Annotated in this window: 18 protein-coding genes; 13 read left to right on the top strand and 5 right to left on the bottom strand. The window is 74.3% G+C overall.

Features of this window, described 5'->3' with window-relative positions; translation table 11 throughout:
- Window positions 1-4 precede the first annotated feature (4 nt).
- The 7 genes from ribH to ACFVYI_RS18230 all read left to right on the top strand — a co-directional run bounded on the left by ribH (window position 5) and on the right by ACFVYI_RS18230 (window position 6,115).
- On the top strand, window positions 5-478 hold the full coding sequence (gene ribH / locus ACFVYI_RS18260; protein WP_387886492.1) for a 6,7-dimethyl-8-ribityllumazine synthase: 474 nt from the start codon (window positions 5-7) through the stop codon (window positions 476-478).
- Window positions 479-589: 111 nt separating this feature from the next.
- Window positions 590-862, top strand: coding sequence for a phosphoribosyl-ATP diphosphatase (locus ACFVYI_RS18255; protein ID WP_030306151.1), 273 nt, complete (start codon window positions 590-592; stop codon window positions 860-862).
- 50 nt (window positions 863-912) lie between these two features.
- A complete protein-coding gene (hisG, locus tag ACFVYI_RS18250; RefSeq protein WP_380573064.1) occupies window positions 913-1,761 on the top strand; it encodes an ATP phosphoribosyltransferase in 849 nt (282 codons plus the stop codon).
- Window positions 1,762-1,900: 139 nt separating this feature from the next.
- A complete protein-coding gene (locus tag ACFVYI_RS18245) occupies window positions 1,901-2,335 on the top strand; it encodes a PH domain-containing protein (protein WP_387886490.1) in 435 nt (144 codons plus the stop codon).
- A 270-nt stretch (window positions 2,336-2,605) separates the two neighbouring features.
- Window positions 2,606-3,949, top strand: a complete 1,344-nt coding sequence (locus ACFVYI_RS18240) for a hemolysin family protein (protein WP_387886487.1) — start codon at window positions 2,606-2,608, stop codon at window positions 3,947-3,949.
- Window positions 3,946-4,992, top strand: a complete 1,047-nt coding sequence (locus ACFVYI_RS18235; protein WP_387886486.1) for a hemolysin family protein — start codon at window positions 3,946-3,948, stop codon at window positions 4,990-4,992. The genes ACFVYI_RS18240 and ACFVYI_RS18235 overlap by 4 nt, the downstream gene beginning before the upstream one ends.
- 127 nt (window positions 4,993-5,119) lie before the next feature.
- Window positions 5,120-6,115 (top strand): NAD-dependent epimerase/dehydratase family protein, encoded by a 996-nt coding sequence (locus ACFVYI_RS18230; protein WP_387886483.1) that lies wholly within the window; start codon window positions 5,120-5,122, stop codon window positions 6,113-6,115.
- Between the two features lie 94 nt (window positions 6,116-6,209).
- Here the strand turns inward: ACFVYI_RS18230 and ACFVYI_RS18225 are convergent, their stop codons facing one another.
- Together ACFVYI_RS18225 and ACFVYI_RS18220 are read right to left on the bottom strand one after the other, a co-directional pair.
- Complete coding sequence (locus ACFVYI_RS18225; protein WP_387886664.1) at window positions 6,210-8,264, bottom strand: AAA family ATPase; 2,055 nt, start codon at window positions 8,262-8,264, stop codon at window positions 6,210-6,212.
- Window positions 8,265-8,692: 428 nt separating this feature from the next.
- The gene (locus tag ACFVYI_RS18220) at window positions 8,693-9,271 is read right to left on the bottom strand and encodes a uridine kinase (RefSeq protein WP_387886661.1); all 579 of its coding nucleotides are present in this window, start codon (window positions 9,269-9,271) and stop codon (window positions 8,693-8,695) included.
- A 386-nt stretch (window positions 9,272-9,657) separates the two neighbouring features.
- On the opposite strand from ACFVYI_RS18220, the gene ACFVYI_RS18215 reads away from it, so the two are divergent.
- Window positions 9,658-10,821 (top strand): acyl-CoA dehydrogenase family protein, encoded by a 1,164-nt coding sequence (locus ACFVYI_RS18215; RefSeq protein WP_387886481.1) that lies wholly within the window; start codon window positions 9,658-9,660, stop codon window positions 10,819-10,821.
- Between the two features lie 119 nt (window positions 10,822-10,940).
- Here ACFVYI_RS18215 and ACFVYI_RS18210 read toward each other — a convergent pair whose 3' ends face one another.
- Entirely contained in the window at window positions 10,941-11,393 is a 453-nt protein-coding gene (locus tag ACFVYI_RS18210) for a hypothetical protein (RefSeq protein ID WP_387886478.1), read from the bottom strand.
- 229 nt (window positions 11,394-11,622) lie between these two features.
- Between ACFVYI_RS18210 and ACFVYI_RS18205 the strand changes: the two genes are divergently transcribed.
- The 5 genes from ACFVYI_RS18205 (at window position 11,623) to fxsA (ending at window position 16,992) form a co-directional block, all read left to right on the top strand.
- Complete coding sequence (locus tag ACFVYI_RS18205; protein WP_387886475.1) at window positions 11,623-12,063, top strand: Lrp/AsnC family transcriptional regulator; 441 nt, start codon at window positions 11,623-11,625, stop codon at window positions 12,061-12,063.
- Window positions 12,064-12,262: 199 nt separating this feature from the next.
- On the top strand, window positions 12,263-13,927 hold the full coding sequence (locus ACFVYI_RS18200) for an amidohydrolase (RefSeq protein ID WP_387886472.1): 1,665 nt from the start codon (window positions 12,263-12,265) through the stop codon (window positions 13,925-13,927).
- Between the two features lie 85 nt (window positions 13,928-14,012).
- A complete protein-coding gene (locus ACFVYI_RS18195; RefSeq protein ID WP_387886469.1) occupies window positions 14,013-14,468 on the top strand; it encodes a GNAT family N-acetyltransferase in 456 nt (151 codons plus the stop codon).
- Window positions 14,469-14,637: 169 nt separating this feature from the next.
- Window positions 14,638-16,260, top strand: coding sequence for an apolipoprotein N-acyltransferase (gene lnt, locus ACFVYI_RS18190; protein ID WP_387886467.1), 1,623 nt, complete (start codon window positions 14,638-14,640; stop codon window positions 16,258-16,260).
- Between the two features lie 162 nt (window positions 16,261-16,422).
- Window positions 16,423-16,992 (top strand): FxsA family membrane protein, encoded by a 570-nt coding sequence (gene fxsA, locus ACFVYI_RS18185; RefSeq protein WP_387886465.1) that lies wholly within the window; start codon window positions 16,423-16,425, stop codon window positions 16,990-16,992.
- 139 nt (window positions 16,993-17,131) lie between these two features.
- Here the strand turns inward: fxsA and ACFVYI_RS18180 are convergent, their stop codons facing one another.
- A complete protein-coding gene (locus ACFVYI_RS18180; protein WP_030396357.1) occupies window positions 17,132-17,506 on the bottom strand; it encodes an RNA polymerase-binding protein RbpA in 375 nt (124 codons plus the stop codon).
- A 279-nt stretch (window positions 17,507-17,785) separates the two neighbouring features.
- Window positions 17,786-19,408 carry a hypothetical protein gene (locus ACFVYI_RS18175; protein ID WP_387886462.1) on the bottom strand — a complete coding sequence of 541 codons (1,623 nt, stop codon included), beginning with the start codon at window positions 19,406-19,408 and terminating at the stop codon, window positions 17,786-17,788.
- Window positions 19,409-19,417 lie beyond the last annotated feature (9 nt).

Raw genomic sequence — 19,417 nt, 5'->3', positions numbered from 1 at the left:
GCACATGAGCGGCCACGGAGCCCCCGAGCTGACCATCGACAACGCCGCCGGCCTCAAGGTCGCCGTGATCGCCGCCCAGTGGCACGAGCAGGTGATGAACGGCCTGCTGGACGGCGCCCACCGCGCCCTCAAGGAGCTCGGCATCGACGAGCCGACCGTGCTGCGGGTGCCCGGCACCTTCGAACTGCCGGTCGCCGCCAAGCGCCTCGCCGACCGCGGCTACGACGCGGTGATCGCGCTCGGCGTGGTCGTCCGCGGCGGCACCCCGCACTTCGACTACGTCTGCCAGGCCGCCACCGTCGGCCTCACCCAGGTCAGCGTCGACACCGGCGTTCCGGTCGGCTTCGGCGTCCTGACCTGCGACAACGAGCAGCAGGCACTGGACCGCGCGGGCCTGCCGGGCTCCGCCGAGGACAAGGGCCACGAGGCCGTCACGGCAGCCGTCGCCACCGCCGCCGTCCTCAAGTCGCTCGCCTGAGCCCAGCACCCGCCCGCCGGCACGGTCCCGGGCCGTGGACGTCCAAACGACTGTCCACGGTCCGGGACCGTTTACCGCCTGTAAGCCCGCACGCCGTAAGGTGAGTCCATCATGGCTTCGAAGACATTCGAGGAGCTCTTCACCGAGCTCCAGCAGAAGGCCGCCACCGGCGACCCCTCGTCCTCCCGTACCGCGCAGCTCGTCCAGCAGGGCGTCCATGCGATCGGCAAGAAGGTCGTCGAGGAGGCCGCCGAGGTCTGGATGGCCGCCGAGTTCCAGTCGGACGAGCAGACCGCCGAGGAGATCTCCCAACTCCTCTACCACCTTCAGGTGATGATGGTCGCCCGCGGGCTGACGCTCGACGACGTCTACAAGTACCTCTGAACCGGTCCGAACAGCACACCCCCCTCCCAACAGGTAAGGAACCGACCTCCATGCTGCGCATCGCCGTCCCCAACAAGGGTTCGCTCTCGGGTCCCGCGGCGGAGATGCTCCATGAGGCCGGCTACCGCCAGCGCAAGGACCCCAAGGAGCTCGTGCTCGTCGACCCGAACAACGAGGTCGAGTTCTTCTTCCTGCGCCCGCGCGACATCGCGGTCTACGTCGGCTCCGGCCGGCTGGACGTCGGCATCACCGGCCGCGACCTGCTGCTGGACTCGCACTCCAACGCGGAGGAGGTGCTGGCCCTCGGGTTCGGCGGCTCCACCTTCCGCTTCGCCCGCCCGGAGGGCGTGGACGTGAAGGACGTGCAGGGCCTGGAGGGGCTGCGGATCGCCACCTCGTACACCGGCCTGGTGGAGCAGCACCTGGCCGACCACGGGATCAAGGCCACCGTCACCAAGCTGGACGGCGCGGTGGAGACCGCGGTGCAGCTGGGCGTGGCCGATGTGATCGCCGACGTGGTGGAGACCGGCACCAGCCTGCGCAACGCCGGGCTGGAGGTCTTCGGCGAGCCGATCCTGATCTCGGACGCCGTGGTGATCCGCCCCAAGGGCGCGGGGGAGGACGCGGGCGTCGACCAGTTCCTGCGCCGCCTCCAGGGTGTGCTGGTGGCCCGCCGCTACGTGCTGATGGACTACGACATCCGCGCCGAGAGCGTGGGCGCCGCCGTCGCGCTGACCCCCGGCCTGGAGTCGCCGACCGTCTCCCCGCTGCACACCGAGGGCTGGGTGGCCGTCCGTTCGATGGTGCTCCGCAAGGAGGCCCAGCGGATCATGGACGACCTCTGGGGCATCGGCGCCCGGGCCATCCTGGTCACCAACATCCACGCCTGCCGTCTCTGAACCACCGCGCGTGAAGGCGCGGAGTTAAGCAGCGGTTCAATGGGGGCGGGGGCGCCGGTCGGCGCCCCCGCCCTTTCGCTGACAGCCGGCAGCCGGTCCGCCGGCGGCCACCCCGTCTGGAAACCCCCGGAGACCCCACGTGACCACCCCCGCCGAGTTCCCCGTCACCTGGGCCCCGCGCCGCACCCGGGCCGTGCTGGTGCCGGTCTGCGTGCTGCTGGTCGTGATGTTCGTCGCGATCGCCGTCGCGCTCCCGGCGAGCTGGCAGTTCAACGACCGGCTGATGATGGTGCTCAGCGGCGTGCTCTTCGCCGGCGTCGGCCTGATGCTGGCCCGGCCCCGGGTGAGCGCCGACGCCGAGGGCATCACCGTGGTGAACTTCGTCCGCCGCCGCCGGCTGGCGTGGGCCGAGATCGTCCGGGTCAACTTCCGCCAGGGCGACCCGTGGGCGACCCTCGACCTCGCCGACGGCACCTCGCTTGCCGCGGTCGGCATCCAGTCCGGGCTCGGCAAGGCCCAGGCGATCGCGGACGCCCGGGCGCTGCGCGACCTGGTGGAGCGCCGCGGTCACTGACCCGGTCGGGGGCCGCGGCCCGAGCCGCCGGGGACGCCTCCGCACGGCCGCCCGAGCCGTCTCGGAGCCACCCCTCCGTGGCGGGCCGAACGGGGGGCCGACAGTCGCACAGGTATCGTCTACGCTGGTAAAAAGCAGGGCAAAGCCATGCCATTTGACAGCGGGCCCTGCCCGGAAACGACTTGAGGAGTGACTCCCCCCGTCCATGGACGATCCGTCCGGTAGTACCTGCGCCGCCCGACTTCCTCGCACCGGAAGGCAGGCGGCACTGTGATCACCGCCTGGCTGCTGCTGCTCGCGGCGTTCCTGCTCATCCTCGCCAACGGCCTGTTCGTGGCCGCCGAGTTCGCCTTCGTGACCGTCGAGCGCGGCGCGGTGGAACGCTCCGCCGCCGCCGGCGACGCCAAGTCCGGCCGGGTCTCCCGGGCCCTGCGGCACCTCTCCTTCGAACTCTCCGGCGCCCAGCTCGGCATCACCGTCACCTCGCTGGTGGTCGGCATGCTCGCCGAGCCGGCGCTCTCCGTCCTGCTGAAGCCGGTGTTCACCGCCCTCGGTCTGCCCGACGGGGCCGCCCGGGGCATCGCGGTGATCGTCGGCATGCTGCTGGCGACCGTGGTGCAGATGGTGATCGGCGAGCTCGTCCCGAAGAACTGGGCGATCTCCCGGCCGCTCCAGGTCGCCCGCTCGGTGGTCGCCCCGCACACGGCGTTCTCGCACGCCTGCCGCCCGCTGATCAGCTTCCTGAACGGCTCGGCGGACCGCACCGTCCGCGCGTTCGGCATCGAGCCGCAGGAGGAGTTGGGCCATGCCCGTACCCCGGCCGAGCTGGGCTCGCTCGCCCGGCACTCCGCCCGCGCGGGGGCGATCGACGAGGAGTCGGCCACCCTGTTCGTGCGGACCCTCGGCCTCGGGGACCTCACCGCCGAGTCCGTGATGACCCCGCGCATCGACGTCGCCGCCCTCCAGCACGACGCCAGCGCCGCCGACGTGCTCAACCTCACCCGGGCCACCGGGCTCTCCCGCTTCCCGGTCTACACCGACAGCCTGGACGAGGTCACCGGCACGGTCACGCTCAAGGACGCCCTCGCGGTGCCGCCCGCCCGGCGCTCCCAGGTCAGGGTCGGCGACCTCGCCGTACCGCCGCTGCTCGTCCCCGAGACGCTCTCCGCCGAGCGCCTGCTCGACCAGCTGCGCCGGCTCCAGCCGATGGCCATCGTGGTCGACGAGTACGGCGGCACCGCCGGCGTCGTCACCGTCGAGGACATCGTCGAGGAGCTCGTCGGCGAGGTGCAGGACGAGCACGACCCCGCCGACACCCCCGAGCTGCTCCCGCTGCCGCCGATCCACGGACTGCCCGTCTGGGCCGCCGACGGCCGGGCCCGGCTCGACCAGCTGGAGTCCATCGGCCTGCACGCCCCCGACGGCCCGTACGAGACCCTGGCCGGCCTGGTCTCGGACCTGCTCGGCAGGCTGCCCGTCCCGGGCGAGCAGGCCGAGCTGCCCGGCTGGCGGTTCACCGTCGAGGCCGTGGACCGCCACCGCACCAGCCGGGTGCGGGTGGAACGCACGACCGGGCGCCCGCGCCCCGGCGACGACGAGGACGGGACCCGATGACCGCGCTCCAACTGGCCGTCGCCCTCCTGCTCCTGCTCGGCAACGCGTTCTTCGTCGGCGCCGAGTTCGCGGTCGTCTCCGTCCGGCGCAGCCAGATCGAACCGCTCGCCGAGGCCGGCAACAGGCGTGCCCGCACCGTGATGCACGCGCTCTCCAACGTCTCCGCGATGCTCGCCGCCGCCCAGCTCGGCATCACCGTCTGCTCGCTGGGCCTGGGCGCGCTCGCCGAGCCGACCATCGCCCACCTGCTGGAGGGCCCGTTCCACGCCCTCGGCGTGCCCGCCGCGCTGATGCACCCGCTCTCGTACGGGATCTCGCTGGCCGTGGTGGTCTTCCTGCACATGGTGATGGGCGAGATGGTGCCGAAGAACATGGCGCTGGCCGGGCCGGAGAAGGCCGCGCTCTGGCTCGGCCCGCCGCTGGACCGCCTCGCCCGCTGGCTCACGCCGGTGATCGTCTTCCTGAACGCCTTCGCCAACCTCGTGCTGAGGCTGTTCAAGGTCGAGTCCAAGGACGAGGTGGAGTCCGTCTTCACCACCGAGCAGCTGATGTACCTGCTGGTCGACTCGCGGGACGCCGGCCTGCTCGACGAGGGCCGCCAGGAGCGCCTGGAGGACGCCCTGGAGCTGGGCCGCCGCCCGGTCACCGAGGTGCTGCTCAGGCCCGAGCAGCTCGTCACCGTGGACACCAAGGTGACCGCCGCCCAGGTCGAGGAGCTGGCGCTGCGCACCGGCTTCTCGCGCTTCCCGGTCACCGACGGCGACCCGGCCGGCCACGGCTACCTGGGCTACCTGCACCTCAAGGACATCCTGGACGTCGACGACCAGTCGCTGCCCGTACCCGCCCGTCTCTGGCGCCCGATCACGGTGGTGCGCGGCACGCTCCCGCTGGACGACGCGCTCGCCGCGATGCGCCGGGCCGCCTGCCACCTGGCCGCCGTGCTCGACCAGGACGGGCGCACGCTGGGCGTGGTGACCCTGGAGGACGTGGTGGAGGAGCTGGTCGGCGAGGTGCACGACCCGGACCACCGCTCCGCCGCCTGACGGCCGCCCCGCCCGGTTCCGTCCGGCCCTCCCGGCCCGGCCCTCCCGGCCCGGTTCCGCTCTGGGCGATTCTGCTCTGAGCATGCGGCTGTTCCCAGATCGCCGTCCGCTGGGCAGGGTGGTCGACATGAGACTGCTACTGCTGGGTGGGACGGAGTTCGTCGGTCGGGCCGTGACCGAAGAAGCGCTGGCGCGGGGTTGGGAGGTGACGGTCTTCCACCGGGGGACGCACGAGCCGCCGGCCGGCGTGCGCGCGCTGCACGGGGACCGGACGGCCGAGGGCGGCCTGGCCGCGCTGGCCGAGGGGGAGTGGGACGCCGTCGTGGACACCTGGTCCGGCGCGCCCTCGGCGGTGCGCGACAGCGCCCGTCTGCTGGCGGACCGGGTCGGCCGCTACGCCTACGTGTCGAGCCGGTCGGTGTACGCGTACCCGACCCCGGCCGGGGCGGACGAGAGCGCGCCGGTGGTCGAGGGCTCGCCGGACGACGGCGACGTCCCCTACCCGCAGGCCAAGCGCGGCGGCGAGCTGGCGCTGCTCGACACCTTCGGCGACCGGGCGCTGCTGGCCCGCGCGGGGCTCATCCTCGGCCCGTACGAGAACATCGGCCGGCTGCCCTGGTGGCTGGGCCGGATCGCCCGCGGTGGCCCGGTGCTCGCCCCGGGTCCGCGCGACCTGCCGGTGCAGTTCATCGACGCCCGGGACCTCGCCGAGTGGACCCTCGACGCCCTGGCGGCCGGTCTCGGCGGCGCGTACGACCTGGTCAGCCCGCAGGGGCACGCCACCATGGGCGAGCTGCTGGAGGCCTGCGTCCAGGTCACCGGCTCGGACGCGGAGCTGCGCTGGACGGAGCCCGCCCCGATCCTGGCGGCCGGCATCGAACCGTGGAGCGACCTGCCGGTCTGGATCCCGCGGGGCGAGCTGCACGACACCCTGCACGGCTCCGACGTGGCCAAGGCGGTCGCCGCCGGGCTGCGCTGTCGGCCGGTCACGGAGACGGTCGCGGGCACCTGGGCGTGGCTGCGGTCCATCGGCGGTACGGCCCCCCAGCGCCCGGACCGGCCGGTGGTCGGCCTGGACGCGGAGCGGGAGGCCAAGGTGCTCGGGGTCGAGATCCGGGCCTGAACGCCTGAGGGCATGAGCGGCTGAAGGCCTGAACACCTGGACGCACGGACGCCTCCAGGTGTGAAGGCCGGATCGACGGCCGGGGCCGACCGGCTCAGCCCCGGCCGTCGATCAGTTCGCCGTACGCCTGGACGAGGTCCGGCAGCCGCAGGGTCGACAGGTCCTCGCGGCCCGGCGGTTCGCGCAGCAGCGAGAGCCGCAGGTCCCGGTAGGCGCAGGACTTCTCGTACAGGGTCCGGATGAACCGCCCGTTGCCCAGGTCGTCGATCCAGCCCTCGCGGACCACGTGGATGCAGATGCTGGCCAACTCCTCGGCGGCGTCCTCGTCCCAGCCGTCGCCGTCCCGGTCGGCCAGCGCGGCGCCGATCGCGGTGAGCTCGCCGGGGCGGTAGCTGGGGAAGTCGACCCGGGTGGTGAAGCGGGAGTTGAGGCCGGGGTTGGTGGCGAGCAGCCGGTTCATGCCCTCCGGGTAGCCGGCCAGGATCACCACCAGCCGGTCGCGGTTGTCCTCGGCCCGCTTCAGCAGCACCTGCAACGCCTCGTCGCCGTAGGCGTCGCCCTTGCTGTAACCGGAGTTGGAGAGGCTGTACGCCTCGTCGATGAAGAGCACGCCGTCCAGTGCGGAGTCGATCAGCTCATTCGCCTTGACGGCCGTCTGACCGAGGAACTCGCCCACCAGGTCGGCCCGCTGGGCTTCCACCAGGTGGTCCCCCGAGAGCAGTCCGAGGGCGTGGAAGACCCGCCCGAGGATGCGGGCCACGGTGGTCTTGCCGGTGCCGGAGGGGCCGGAGAAGACGAAGTGGCGCTTGGGCGGCTGCACCGGCAGCCCCTGCGCGGCCCGCAGCCGCGACATCCGCAGCTGTGCGGAGAGTGCCCGGACCTGCCGTTTGACCGGCTCCAGGCCGACCATCCGGGAGAGTTCGGCCAGCGCCGCGTCCAACTCCCGTTCGTCGCCGCCCCGTCCGGCGGGCGCGAGGCCGCCGCCCGCCGGTCTGGTCAGTGCCTCGCCCCGGACCGGTACCGCGGGCCCGGCCGATGCGACGGGGGACGGCGGGGGCGTCGGCGAGCCGGAGCGTTCGCCGGCGGACAGCGGCGGACGGGCCTCCCGGTCGGGCGCCGCTCCCTCGGCCGGCGGCTCCGGTGCGGCCGGTCCACCGGCCCCGGCCGGGAAGGCCTCGGCCTGGAACGGCTCGCCGGGGAAGGGCTCACCGGGGAACGGCTCGGCCTGGAACGCCTCTCCCGGGAACGGCTCGCCCTGGAACGCCTCGCTCTGGAACGCCTCGCACCCCGAGGCCTGCAGCGCCGCGGGGTCCAGCTCCGACTCCTCGGCACCCACCGTGTCCAGGCCCAACGACAGGGCGTCGAAGCCCTCGTCGCCGCCCGCCGGCGCCCCGGCCTCGCGGCCGAGGCCGCCGACCGCGTCCAGCAGCGCGTCGACCACACCGTCCTCGGCCGATATCGCGGCGAGCCGCGCCGCGGTGTCCATGAAGGCCGGATCGGCCCGGTGCACCGCCCGGTAGAGCGGCAGCGCGGCGGCGCTGCGCCCGGCCCCCTCGTAGGCCCGCGCCAGCCAGTACCGAAGCTCCTTGCGCTGCGGCTGCTCGGAGCGGCAGCGGGCGAGCGAGGCGGCGAGCGGTGCCTGGGCCTGGGCGCACATGTCCAGCCGGACGCGCGCCATGCCGGCGAAGAGTCCGGCCTCGATCCCGAGCAGGTGGTCGTCCAGCAGCCGGTCGGTGTCCCGGATCAGCTGCTCCCAGTCCTTGAGCAGGTAGGAGCGGCACGCGTGCAGGAAGCGCGCCGAAGGGTCCTCCTCCGGGAGCGGACACTGCTCCAACGCCTTGTCCAGCTCGGCGAGATGGCGGCCGTCCAGCCAGTGCGAGGCGTGCGCCAGCGCCAGGTCGCGGCCGTCCTCCAGGACGGGCTGCACCCACCAGCCCAGCCAGTACCAGGAGCTGAGCGGGCGCCGGTGGAGCCGGCGCTGCTCGCCGAAGCGCTGCCGGTGGCGGTACATCGCGAGCAGCGCGCCGGAGGTGTCGCTGCGCAGGGCGTGCAGGCCCAGCCAGGCGTCGGCCATCCCCGGATCCAGCCGCACGGCCGCGCGGAACTCCTCCTCGGCGCGGGCGTACGCGCCCGCCGTGTAGGCGTCCATGGCGCGCAGCCAGGCACGGTCGGCGAGCCGGTTCGGAGCCGGGCCGCCCGTGTTGTTGCCGTCGGAACTGTCCACCGTCGTCACTCACGCCCCCCGCGGTGTGCCTCGGGGCCCGGTCGGCGATTCGAAGTGCGGAGAAGCCGGCCGGTCGTCGATAGCCCCCGGGGCGCATATGCGCCTCCAGGAATCGTACCGGCGCGGCGCTGATCCGGAAGAGTGCCGCGCGAAGCCAAATACGATCGGGCGCGCGGTGGTTGGGCGCCGGTGCGGATCCGGCTGGGCGCGGCCCGGGAGGAGGGCTCCGGGCGGCGGGAGGGGGGACGGCACCCCCGGCTCACGGGGGAACAAGCCGGGGATGCCGAGTCCGATGTTGCGCGATCAACAACTTCGGCAACTGGGGAGAACCTAAGTCCTGGTGATACCGCAGGTCAAGGGCTTGTTGAAGGTTCACCGACGGTGCCCGCTGAGATCCGGCCGGTCACCCCGTCCACGGTCGTCGCGGCGTACGGGCGGCTGGGGTCGGCCGCGAAATGTGCCGATTCGGCCCGCGCCCAGCCCGCCCAGAAATCGGCCAGCGCCGGTCCGTCCCGTTCCTCGCCGCGCCGCCGGGCGTCCTCGGCCGCCAGCTCCATCCAGATCAGCCGGGCCAGCCGTGGCCGCACCGCGCGCCGCCCGGCGCCCACTCCCTCGATCAGCACCACCGGGGCGAGCGGCACCGCCGCTGTCCCCGCGAAGTGGCCCAGCGTCCAGTCGTACACCTGGTGCTCGGTGCTCCGGCCGGCCGCCAGCGGGTCCAGCACCTGCGCGCGCAGCCGCTCCGTCCAGTCGAACGGCTCGGCGTGCGTCGCCAGGTCGTCCAGGTGCACCACCGGCGCGCCCCCGAGCGCGGCGGCCAGCCGGCCGGCGAAGGTGGTCTTGCCGGAGCCCGCGTGCCCGTCCACCGCGACCAGCCGGACCGGGCCGCAGGACGGCGCCAGCGCGCGCAACTCGGCGGCGAGCGCGTCCAGCGGGCCCCGGGCGTTATGCGGGCCGCGTTCCCGGTACCGGCCGTGGGCGTCCAGCGGCCCCCGGGCACCGTGCGGGCCGGGTGCCCCGGCATGCCGGCCGGGCGCGTCGGGCGCCCCGCCGGCCCCGGGGGCGGTCAGGTCGCCCGGAGGGGTTCTGGAGGTTTCGGAAGAGGCCACAACGGCAACCCTACGGTGGCCCGCACGCCAGGACGGACAGTGATTCTCCGCAGGTCGTGACGGCAGCGCCGGGATCGGGCATACTCACTTCGCCACGCTTGTGAACGGCCGTTCACCGCAACCCGGTGCCGGTCGGGCCGACCTGCCACACCCGCGTCGGGCCCGCCACACCAGGGCCCGGTGCCCGAACGAGGAGGCGACCAGCCGCCATGACCCCGTCCCCTGCGAACGCCGTGGAACGCCAGCTGCCGACCGATGAGGCCCGCGAACTGCTGAGCCTCACCCGGGACCTGGTCCAGCGCGAGATCCAGCCGCGCGCCGCGGAGGACGAGGCCGCCGGACGCTTCCCGCGCGAGCTCTTCCGCACCCTCGGCGAGGCCGGCCTGCTGTCCCTCCCGTACGAGGAGAAGTACGGCGGCGGCGACCAGCCGTACGAGGTCTACCTCCAGGTCCTGGAGGAGCTCGCGGGCGGCTGGCTGGCGGTCGGCCTCGGAGTCAGCGTGCACACCCTCTCCTGCCACGCCCTGGCCGGCTTCGGCAGCGAGGAGCAGCGCGCCGCCTGGCTGCCGGGCATGCTCTCCGGCGAGCAGCTCGGCGCCTACTGCCTCTCCGAGCCGCAGTCCGGCTCGGACGCCGCCGCCCTGCGCACCCGCGCCGACCTGGACGGCGACGAGTACGTGGTCAGCGGCACCAAGGCGTGGATCACCCACGGCGGGCAGGCCGACTTCTACAGCGCCCTGGTGCGCACCGGCGAGCCGGGCCCGCGCGGCATCAGCTGCCTGCTGGTGCCCGCCGGGGTGGCCGGCCTCTCGGCCGCGCCGCCGGAGCACAAGATGGGCATGCGCTCCTCGCCGACGGCGCAGCTGCACTTCGACGGTGCCCGGGTCGACCGCGCGCGGCTGATCGGCACCGAGGGCCAGGGCTTCCAGCTCGCGCTCGCCGCCCTGGACTCCGGCCGGCTCGGCATCGCGGCCTGCGCGATCGGTGTCGCCCAGGCGGCGCTCGACCTCGCGGTCGACTACGCGGGCACCCGCCGCCAGTTCGGCCGGCCGATCGCCGACTTCCAGGGCCTGTCCTTCATGCTCGCCGACATGGCCACCCAGATAGAGGCCGGGCGCTCCCTCTACCTGGCCGCCGCACGTCTGCGCGACGCCGGCCGGCCGTTCTCCAAGCAGGCGGCGATGGCCAAGCTGTTCTGCACCGACGCGGCGATGCGGGTCACCACCGACGCCGTCCAGGTGCTCGGCGGCTACGGCTACACCCAGGACTTCCCGGCCGAGCGCTACATGCGCGAGGCCAAGGTGCTGCAGATCGTCGAGGGCACCAACCAGATCCAGCGCCTGGTGATCGGCCGCCACCTCACCGCGAGCTGACGGCCCCCGAAACGGCCTCCGGGCGTCACTGCAGGGTGCGCAGTGGCGCCCGGAGGCATCTCCCGCCCGGGGCCGACCGAGAACTGACGGTCGGTCAACCCCTGGGGCGGGGGCGGCCGTCAGCGCCGGACGAGACGGCTGCGCTGCTGCGGGATGGCCGGCGCGGGCGCCGTCTGCACCGGGCGGTGCGCCACGGCGTGGGAGAACGGCTGGGTGCGCCAGTCGAGTTCGGACGGCAGGGCGAGCAGCGCCGCCAGGCCTGCGGCCTCGGCGTCCTCCGCCGACTCCACCTCCGCCAGGTCGTCCGTCGGTGCGCCCGAACCGGGGCAGAGCGCCGGCGAGAAGGGGTGCCAGGCGGTGGGCAGCACGGCGTGCTGCGGCAGCCGCTCCTCGTCGCCCACCAGGGCGATCGGGCGGCGGCACTCGGGGCAGTGCACCCGGAAGATCTCCCAGGTCTCGCCCTCGCCCGGATCCACCCCCGCCGCGAGGTCGTGGGGGACCGCGAGATCCTCGCGGTCGGTCATATCGTGGGTGTCGTCGGCGCTCAGCGAATGCTGGTCAGTTGCACGCATGGTGATCCCCCTCGGATCGGGCCCGGCGTGGTCGCCCGGGGCCACAACCAGCACTTCCCGCCGATACGGACTCATAACCCTGCAGGCCGGTGCACTGTGATGCACCGGGTGTGTCCTTCGCCACATTCGCCCGGCATGTGCCCGCCCGGCACCCCGTGCGACCGCGAGTGACACCGTGCGCGCCCGCGGTGGCGCCGCGCGCGCCCCCGACCGGGTAGGTTTGCGCCTTGTGGAGGATCTCGACCAACGCATCGTTCAGCTGCTCCTGGAGGACGGCCGGATGAGCTACACGGACCTGGGCAAGGCCACCGGCCTGTCCACCTCGGCGGTGCACCAGCGGGTGCGGCGTCTGGAGCAGCGCGGCGTGATCCGCGGTTACACCGCGATCGTCGACCCCGACGCGGTCGATCTGGCGCTGACCGCGTTCATCTCGGTCAAGCCGTTCGACCCCAGCGCGCCCGACGACACCCCCGAACGCCTCGCCGGGCTGCCCGAGATCGAGGCCTGCCACAGCGTCGCCGGGGACGAGAACTACATCCTCAAGGTCCGTGTCGGCGCCCCCGGCGACCTGGAGGACCTGCTGGCCCGGATCCGCAGCGCGGCCGGCGTCTCCACCCGCACCACCGTCGTGCTCTCCACACCCTACGAGGCGAGACCCCCCAAGTTCTGACGGTGCCCCGGGAGGTGCGCACCGGGAGCCTGCGGCACCCGGGGAGCGACGGCGCGGGCCGACGGCTCCCGCCCGGAGCGCGTCGTCGTCACCCGCCGCCTTTCCCCCGGCCGGGAGGTGCCCCCGTCCTGTGCCCCGTCGGGCCCGGCTCCCGCCCCGCTCCCTCACCCACCCCCGTCTGCAAGAGGCTCTCAGCGCCATGACCGAACGCACCCTCCCTCCTCGCCCGTCCTCGGGCAGGAGGGGCCCCCGGACCGTCCTGCTGCGCGGCGGCGCCGTCTACAGCCCCGCCGACCCCTTCGCCACCGCGATGCTCGTCGAGGGCGAGCACGTCGCCTGGGTCGGCAGCGACGGTGCCGCCGAGGCGTACGCCGACTCCGCCGACGAGATCGTCGAACTCGACGGCGCGTTGGTCACCCCCGCCTTCGTCGACGCCCATGTGCACGCCACCGCCACCGGACTGGCGCTCACCGGCCTCGACCTCACCGGTCTTCCCTCGCTCGGCGCCGCGCTGGACGCCGTCGCCGCCTTCGTGGCGGCCCGGCCCGAGCCGGGCGGCGTGCTCATCGGTCACGGCTGGGACGAGACCGGCTGGCCCGAGGGCCGCCCGCCGACCCTCGCCGAGCTGGACGCGGCCGCCGGGGGCGCCGCCGTCTACCTCTCCCGCACCGACGTGCACTCCGCGCTGGCCACCACCGCGCTGCGCGCGCTCACCGCCGGCCTCGCCGACCGGCCCGGCTTCGCCGCCGACGGCCCGCTCACCCGCGACGCCCACCACGCCGTGCGGCGCACCGCGCTCTCCCACCTCACCCCCGAGCAGCGCCGGCGCGCCCAGCGCGCGACGCTGGCCCGGGCCGCCGAGCTCGGCATCGGCGCGCTGCACGAGTGCGCCGGCCCGGAGATCTCCTCGGAGCAGGACCTGACCGCTCTGCTGGCCCTCGCCGCCGACGGTGACGGGCCCGAAGTCTACGGTTACTGGGGCGAGTTGGGCGGTGTCGAGACGGCCCGCCGGCTCGGCGCGGTGGGCGCCGGCGGAGACCTCTTCGTCGACGGCGCGATCGGCTCGCACACCGCCTGCCTGCACAGCCCGTACGCCGACGCCGACCACACCGGCACCTCCTACCTGAGCGCCGAGCAGGTCGCCGACCACGTCGCCGCGTGCACCGAGGCCGGGCTGCAGGCCGGCTTCCACGCCATCGGCGACGCCGCCGTCGGCGCCGTCATCGCGGGCGTCCGGGCGGCCGGCGAGCGGGTCGGCGCCAACCGCGTCAAGGCGCAGCGCCACCGCGTGGAGCACGCCGAGGCGCTGGACGAGGCGTCCGTCGCGGCCTTCGCCGAACTCGGTCTCACCGCCTCCGTGCAGCCCGCCTTCGACGCCGCCTGGGGCGGCCCGGACGGCATGTACGTCCAGCGGCTCGGCGCCGAGCGCGCCGCGGCGCTCAACCCGTTCGCCGCGCTGCTGCGGGCCGGCGTCCCGCTGGCCTTCGGCTCGGACGCCCCGGTCACCCCGCTCGACCCCTGGGGCACCGTCCGGGCGGCGGCCTTCCACCGGACCCTCGACCACCGGATCTCGGCCCGCGCCGCCTTCACCGCCCACACCCGGGGCGGCTGGCGGGCGATCGGCCGCGACCAGGACGGCGTCCTCGTCCCCGGCGCGATCGCCAGCTACGCGGTCTGGGCCGCCGACGAGCTCGTCGTGCAGGCCCCCGACTCCCGGGTGGCGGGCTGGTCCACCGACCCGCGCTCCGGCACCCCCGGCCTGCCCGACCTCACCCCGGGCCGTCCGCTCCCGGTCTGTCTGCGCACCGTGGTCCGCGGCCGGACCGTCCACGAGGCCGCGGCGGACGACCGGGCCGCGCGCTGAGCCGGCAGGGCCCGGTGCGCGGTGGACTGGGCCGCGCGGTGAATCCGGGTGAGCCGGCCGGTCCGCGCCGCGTAGGTTGACCGGCATGAGTGATCATCCGCTGGTGCCCGCCGGCTTCGTCGTCCCCCGCACCCTCAGCGCCGAGGGGTTCCGCCTGGAGCCCCTCGGCGAGCAGCACAACGAGTCCGACCTGGCCGCCTGGACGTCGAGCGTCGACCACATCCACGCCACCTCCGGCTGGACCGGCACCTGGCCGCCCGCCGAGGGCATGACGCCGGAGCAGAACCTCGCCGACCTGCGCCGCCACGCCGCCGACTTCGAGCACCGCCGCAGCTTCACCTACACCGTGCTGGAGAGCCCCGGGGACGCCGTCGTCGGCTGCGTCTACATCCACCCGGACGGCGAGGACCCGACCACCGCGAAGGTCAGCTCCTGGGTCCGGGCCGACCGCGCCGAACTGGACGCCCCGCTGCACCGCGCCGTGTCGGCCTGGCTCGCCGCCGACTGGCCGCTGCGAGCGGTCCGCTACAGCCCGCGCTGACGCCGCGCTCCGGGGGCGCGAACCCGCTGATCGGCGGGCCACCCGGCCTCACGCGCGGGGCCCGTTCCGGGGTACCGTCTTCGCACAGCGTCCGAACTCAACGGACGGTGAAGAACGCGCGAACGGACCGACAAGCGCGGACAGCCCGACCAGGAAGAATGGTGCGCCGGTGGCACTGCCCGTCACACAGGAGCGGCCGGATGCCCTCCCCGAGGCGTCCGTGACGCCCGCCGCCCCCGGCCGCGCCGCCCGCGCCCTCACCAAGGTCCGGTCCGGGCTGCCCCGCACCGGACTGGCCGTGCTCGCCGGGCTGCTGCTCGCCCTCTCCTTCCCGCCTTTCGACCTCTGGCCGCTCTCGCTGGTCGGCGTCGCCGCGCTCTCGCTGCTCACCCTGGGCCGCACCGCCCGGCAGGCCGCCTGGACGGGCTTCGCCTTCGGCCTGCCGTTCTTCCTGCTGCTGCTCAGCTGGCTGAGGGTGGTCGGCTGGGACGCCACCGTCGGGCTCTCGGTGATCGAGGCGCTCTTCCTGGCGGCCCTCGGCTCCGGTCTCGCGCTCACCTCCCGGCTGCCCGGCTGGCCGCTCTGGGCGGCCTGCCTCTGGGTCACCCAGGAGTGGGCCCGCGACCGGCTGCCGCTCGGCGGCTTCCCCTGGGGCCGGCTCGCCTTCGCCAACACCGCCACTCCGTTCACGCCGCTCGCCGCGATCGGCGGCGCCCCGCTGGTCACCTTCGCGGTCGCGCTGTCCGGCGCTCTGCTGGCCTGGGCGGCGCTGCGGCTGCGCGGCCCCCGGCGGGCCCCCCGGGCGGCCGCGCTGGCCGCGCTCGGCGCCGTCGCGGCGCTGCTGGCCGGCTACCTGGTCCCGGTGCCCACCGCGCCCGCCGACACCGTCAAGGTCGCCCTGATCCAGGGCAACGTGCCCAACCCGGGCATGGACTTCCTCGGCCGGCCGATGATGGTCCTCAACAACCACGCCGCCGCCACCGAGAAGCTCGCCGCCGACATCAAGGCCGGCAAGGTCGAGAAGCCGGACATCGTGATCTGGCCGGAGAACTCCTCCGACCTCGACCCGTTCAGCGACCCGCTGGCCTACCGGCGCATCGACGAGGCCGTGAAGGCGGTCGGCGTGCCCACCCTGGTCGGCACCCTGGTCGACGGCCCGGACGAGCAGCACGTCCAGAACGAGGGCATCGTCTGGGACCCGAAGACCGGCCCCGGCGCCTCCTACACCAAGCAGCACCCCGTCCCGTTCGGCGAGTACGTGCCGTTCCGCGACCAGCTCTCCAAGGTGATCACCCGCCTCCAGCGGGTCGCCCGCGACTTCTACCCCGGCGACCACAACGGCGTCATGCAGCTGGGCCCGGCCAGGATCGGCGACGTCATCTGCTTCGAGGTGGCGTACGACGAGATCGTCCGCGACACCGTCGACCAGGGCGCCCGGGTGCTCGTCGTCCAGACCAACAACGCGACCTACGCCAAGACCGGCCAGCCCGAGCAGCAGCTCGCGATGTCCCGGCTGCGCGCCGTCGAGCACGGCCGGGCCGTGCTGATCGCCGCCACCAGCGGGATCAGCGCCGTGATCGCCCCCGACGGCTCGGTGGTCCAGCAGACCGAGGAGCTGACCGCCGCCGAGCTGTCGGCCGTCGTCCCGCTGCGCGACGGCACCACGGTGGCCGACCGGGTGGGCGCCGTGCCCGAGTGGACGCTGGCCGTCGCGGGCCTGCTGGCCTGCGGAGCGGCCGTGCTGATCGGCCGCCGCCGGGTCTCCCGCCCGCTCGGCGCCGGGCCCGCCTGACCCGGCGGGCGTCCCGCCCGCCCGCCTCCGGGGCCGCCTGACCCGGTGCTCGGGGCGGGCTGGAACACCGGCCGACGGCGGATCGTTGGACCAGGTGGTGCCGTAGCCGGCCCGGACCTCCCGTGCGGCGCGCAGAGCACCGCTATGGAGTGGATTCGTACCGTGACCCAGCAAGCTACCCCTGCCCCTCAGGCCCGGCGCGGAAAGCTCCGCCGGGTGCTGCCGCTGGTGGTCACCGCCTGGCTGGTGCTGGAGATCTGGCTGCTGGTCCAGGTGGGCTCGTGGCTGGGGGCCCTGACCGTCGTACTGCTGCTGATCGCCGGCGCGGTGATCGGCGGCTCGCTGATCAAGCGCGCGGGGCTGAAGGCCTTCTCGGCCGCGATCGACCAGAGCCGGGACCCTAAGTCGCAGCAGCCCCAGACCGGCACCAGCCTCACCGTGCTGGCCGGCCTGCTGCTGATGCTGCCGGGCTTCCTCTCGGACGCGCTGGCGCTGACCCTGCTGTTCCCGCCGACCCGGGCGCTCTGGCGGGCCGCCGGGCGCCGCTTCGCGGACAAGGCGCTGCGCAGCACCGCCGCCGTCGGCGCCGATCCGCTCGCGGACGCGATGCGGCTGCAGGAGCAGCTGCGCATCCACCGCCCGGACGGCAAGGTGATCCAGGGCGAGGTGGTCGAGCCGGGCATGGGCCCGCAGGGGCCGGACACCGCCTACCGGCCGCCGCTGAAGGGCTGACCGAAAGCCTGTGGCCACCCGGAGCTCCGGGTGGCCACAGGCTTTCGCGGGTGCCGGGTGCGGCGCCCGCGGACAACGCGAAAGGGACCCTGGGGGCCAGGGTCCCTTTTCGCGTGCTCCCGCTGGGGCGGGAGCGGGGTCAGGCGCTCTTGCGGGTGTCCCGCGGGTGTACCGCGAGGTTCATCCCTCCGGAGCGGAGAACGGCCAGCCGCTCGGCCAGCACCTCCTCCAGCTCCTCGCGCGTGCGGCGCTCCATCAGCATGTCCCAATGGGTACGCGTGGGCTTGGTCTTCTTCTCCTCAGGTTCGTCACCGTCGAGGAGTACTGCCTCCTGGCCGCAGAAGCGGCATTCCCAGGCCGAGGGGATCTCCGCCTCGACCGAGAAAGGAACCTCGAATCGGTGTCCGTTCTGACATGCGTACTCGACGGTCTGGCGGGGAGCCAGATCGATACCACGGTCGGTCTCGTAGCTAGTGGCCCCGAGTCGCGTGCCGCGGAGAGCTCGCTCGCTCATGAATCGTGCCTCCCGGGCTTATGGCCCACAGGACTAGTGGTCGCTGTTCTTCGTCGTTCGGTCAACGCTCGGCTTCCGACGAAGATTCCCGTCCCGGGACATGCGTCGTCTGTCGTGCCGCCCCTGTTTGTACCCACCGGCGCCCGATTTGTCACATCTGGCCGTGGATATCACCCCAGGTGTCACCTATTTCACATCTGGTGATCGGTCGGCCTTTCCACCACGAGCGTACCGGGGCGGGTTCCGTCGCCGTACGCCGCCCCGCCCCGGCCGACCCGTTCAGGCCAGTGGACGGAACCGCAGGGCGGTGTGCTCCTTGCCCAGGTCGACCGGCTGCGGCTGCTGGACCGGCTCGGCCGGCGGCACCGGCGGCGGGCCCACCGGGCGGGGTGGGAGGTCGACCGGCGCGGCCGCCTCCGTCCGGGTGTCGCGGTGCGGGAGCAGGGCGATCACCGCCTCGCGCAGCTGGGCCGGCGCCTCCTCGTCCAGCGGGTCGACGGTGGCGGGCACCTGGAGGCGGACCGGCGTGCCGGTGCCGATCCGGGCGTAGCCGCGGCCGGCCGGGGCGTGTGCGGCGGGCACGATGTCCAGCGGTGCGCCGAGCGCGGCGTAGCCCTCCTCCGGGCCGGTCGGGCCGAGCAGGACGCGGGCCCGGGTGGTGGCCCGGACGGTCGGGGTGATCCGGTCCCGGGCGTCGATGTCGTCGGCGATCACCACGGTGACCCGGGCGGCCCGGCCGTGCCGCAGGGGGAGTTCCAGCAGGTCCTGCGGGTCCGGCCGGCCCTCGGCGTGGGCCAGTTCGCTCAGCTCGGTCGGGTGGTCGAGCAGCAGCCAGAGCGGTCGGGTGACGTCCTCGGGCGGCGCCGTCCCCGCGTGCCGGGCGGTGTTCAGCGCGGTCAGCCGGCGTTCGGTCTCCTGGGCGGCCCACTCCAGCGCGGCCAGCGCGCCGTGCAGGCTGGTCTCCACGGTGTGCACCCCGGGCCGGTTGACCAGGCAGGCGTGCTCGCCGGTGCCGGCGCCGTCGATCACCACGAGGTCGCCGAAGGGCAGGGCCTGGAGCGCGATCGAGCGGATCAGGCTGGAGGTGCCGTAGCCGGTCACGCCGAGCGCGAGCAGGTGCGGCTCGCCCGAGCGGGGGCCGGTGCGCCAGACCACCGGCGGCTGCTGGGTGATCGCGGCGCCCTGGCCCAGCGGGATGGTCCGGGCGCTGCCGTCCTCGTCGGTGAAGCCCAGCACGATCTCGCCGGGGGTGGTCACGAAGCGCTGGGCCGCGATGTCGGTGGCCAGTGGGGTCAGCGCGGCGATCCGCAGCCGGTTGGACTCCTCGTCCCAGTCGAAGCGGTACTCCCGGGCGCGGCCGGCCTTGCCCTGGACGACCTGCTCGATCCGGGCCCGGGCGGCGGGCTCGGTGTCCGTGAAGTAGGCCGGGTAGACGAGCTCCAGCCGGGCGAGCCGCCCCTCGGCGTCGAACTCCCAGGAGCCGAAGACGTCCTTGTAGGCGCCCTCGTGGTGGTAGAGCGGGGCGAGGTCGTCCGGCGCGGCCAGGTACGGGGTCAGCGCGGCGTACAGGGCGGTCAGCTTGACGTCGGCGACGTCCGGCTCGGGCGGGGTCGGCGGCCCCTTGGGGGAGCGCCCGTTCCAGGCGGCGCTGGCCATCAGGGCGACCAGGGCGAACAGCAGCCCGTGCGGCAGCAGGTAGATGCCGAGCAGCATGGCGGCGGTCAGGAAGACCGTCGGCCCGCGCCGCTCCTTCGGGGTGGCCTGCCAGCGGCCCTTGGTCCAGGCGACGTGGTGGCGCAGTCCGCGCCCGATGACGGTCAGCGGCGCGAACATGTCGGAGGCGTGGTCGCCGGCCGTGCGGGCGAGGTCGCGGCCCTTGCTGAGGTGGCGGTTGAGCGGCATTCCTTGGCT

The sequence above is a fragment of the Kitasatospora sp. NPDC058218 genome (assembly GCF_042882445.1).
Lineage (GTDB): Bacteria > Actinomycetota > Actinomycetes > Streptomycetales > Streptomycetaceae > Kitasatospora.
The sequence above is the reverse complement of the archived record's forward strand: the minus strand, read 5'-3'. Positions and strand labels throughout refer to the sequence as shown.

What these genes read in the sequence shown, in the direction of transcription:
- ribH (WP_387886492.1), top strand. Translation starts at nt 5, where the DNA reads ATGAGCGGCCACGGAGCCCCCGAGCTGACCATCGACAACGCCGCCGGC.
- ACFVYI_RS18255 (WP_030306151.1), top strand. Translation starts at nt 590, where the DNA reads ATGGCTTCGAAGACATTCGAGGAGCTCTTCACCGAGCTCCAGCAGAAG.
- hisG (WP_380573064.1), top strand. Translation starts at nt 913, where the DNA reads ATGCTGCGCATCGCCGTCCCCAACAAGGGTTCGCTCTCGGGTCCCGCG.
- ACFVYI_RS18235 (WP_387886486.1), top strand. Translation starts at nt 3,946, where the DNA reads ATGACCGCGCTCCAACTGGCCGTCGCCCTCCTGCTCCTGCTCGGCAAC.
- ACFVYI_RS18230 (WP_387886483.1), top strand. Translation starts at nt 5,120, where the DNA reads ATGAGACTGCTACTGCTGGGTGGGACGGAGTTCGTCGGTCGGGCCGTG.
- ACFVYI_RS18225 (WP_387886664.1), bottom strand. Translation starts at nt 8,264, where the DNA reads ATGGACGCCTACACGGCGGGCGCGTACGCCCGCGCCGAGGAGGAGTTC.
- ACFVYI_RS18215 (WP_387886481.1), top strand. Translation starts at nt 9,658, where the DNA reads ATGACCCCGTCCCCTGCGAACGCCGTGGAACGCCAGCTGCCGACCGAT.
- ACFVYI_RS18210 (WP_387886478.1), bottom strand. Translation starts at nt 11,393, where the DNA reads ATGCGTGCAACTGACCAGCATTCGCTGAGCGCCGACGACACCCACGAT.
- ACFVYI_RS18200 (WP_387886472.1), top strand. Translation starts at nt 12,263, where the DNA reads ATGACCGAACGCACCCTCCCTCCTCGCCCGTCCTCGGGCAGGAGGGGC.
- ACFVYI_RS18195 (WP_387886469.1), top strand. Translation starts at nt 14,013, where the DNA reads ATGAGTGATCATCCGCTGGTGCCCGCCGGCTTCGTCGTCCCCCGCACC.
- ACFVYI_RS18180 (WP_030396357.1), bottom strand. Translation starts at nt 17,506, where the DNA reads ATGAGCGAGCGAGCTCTCCGCGGCACGCGACTCGGGGCCACTAGCTAC.
- ACFVYI_RS18175 (WP_387886462.1), bottom strand. Translation starts at nt 19,408, where the DNA reads ATGCCGCTCAACCGCCACCTCAGCAAGGGCCGCGACCTCGCCCGCACG.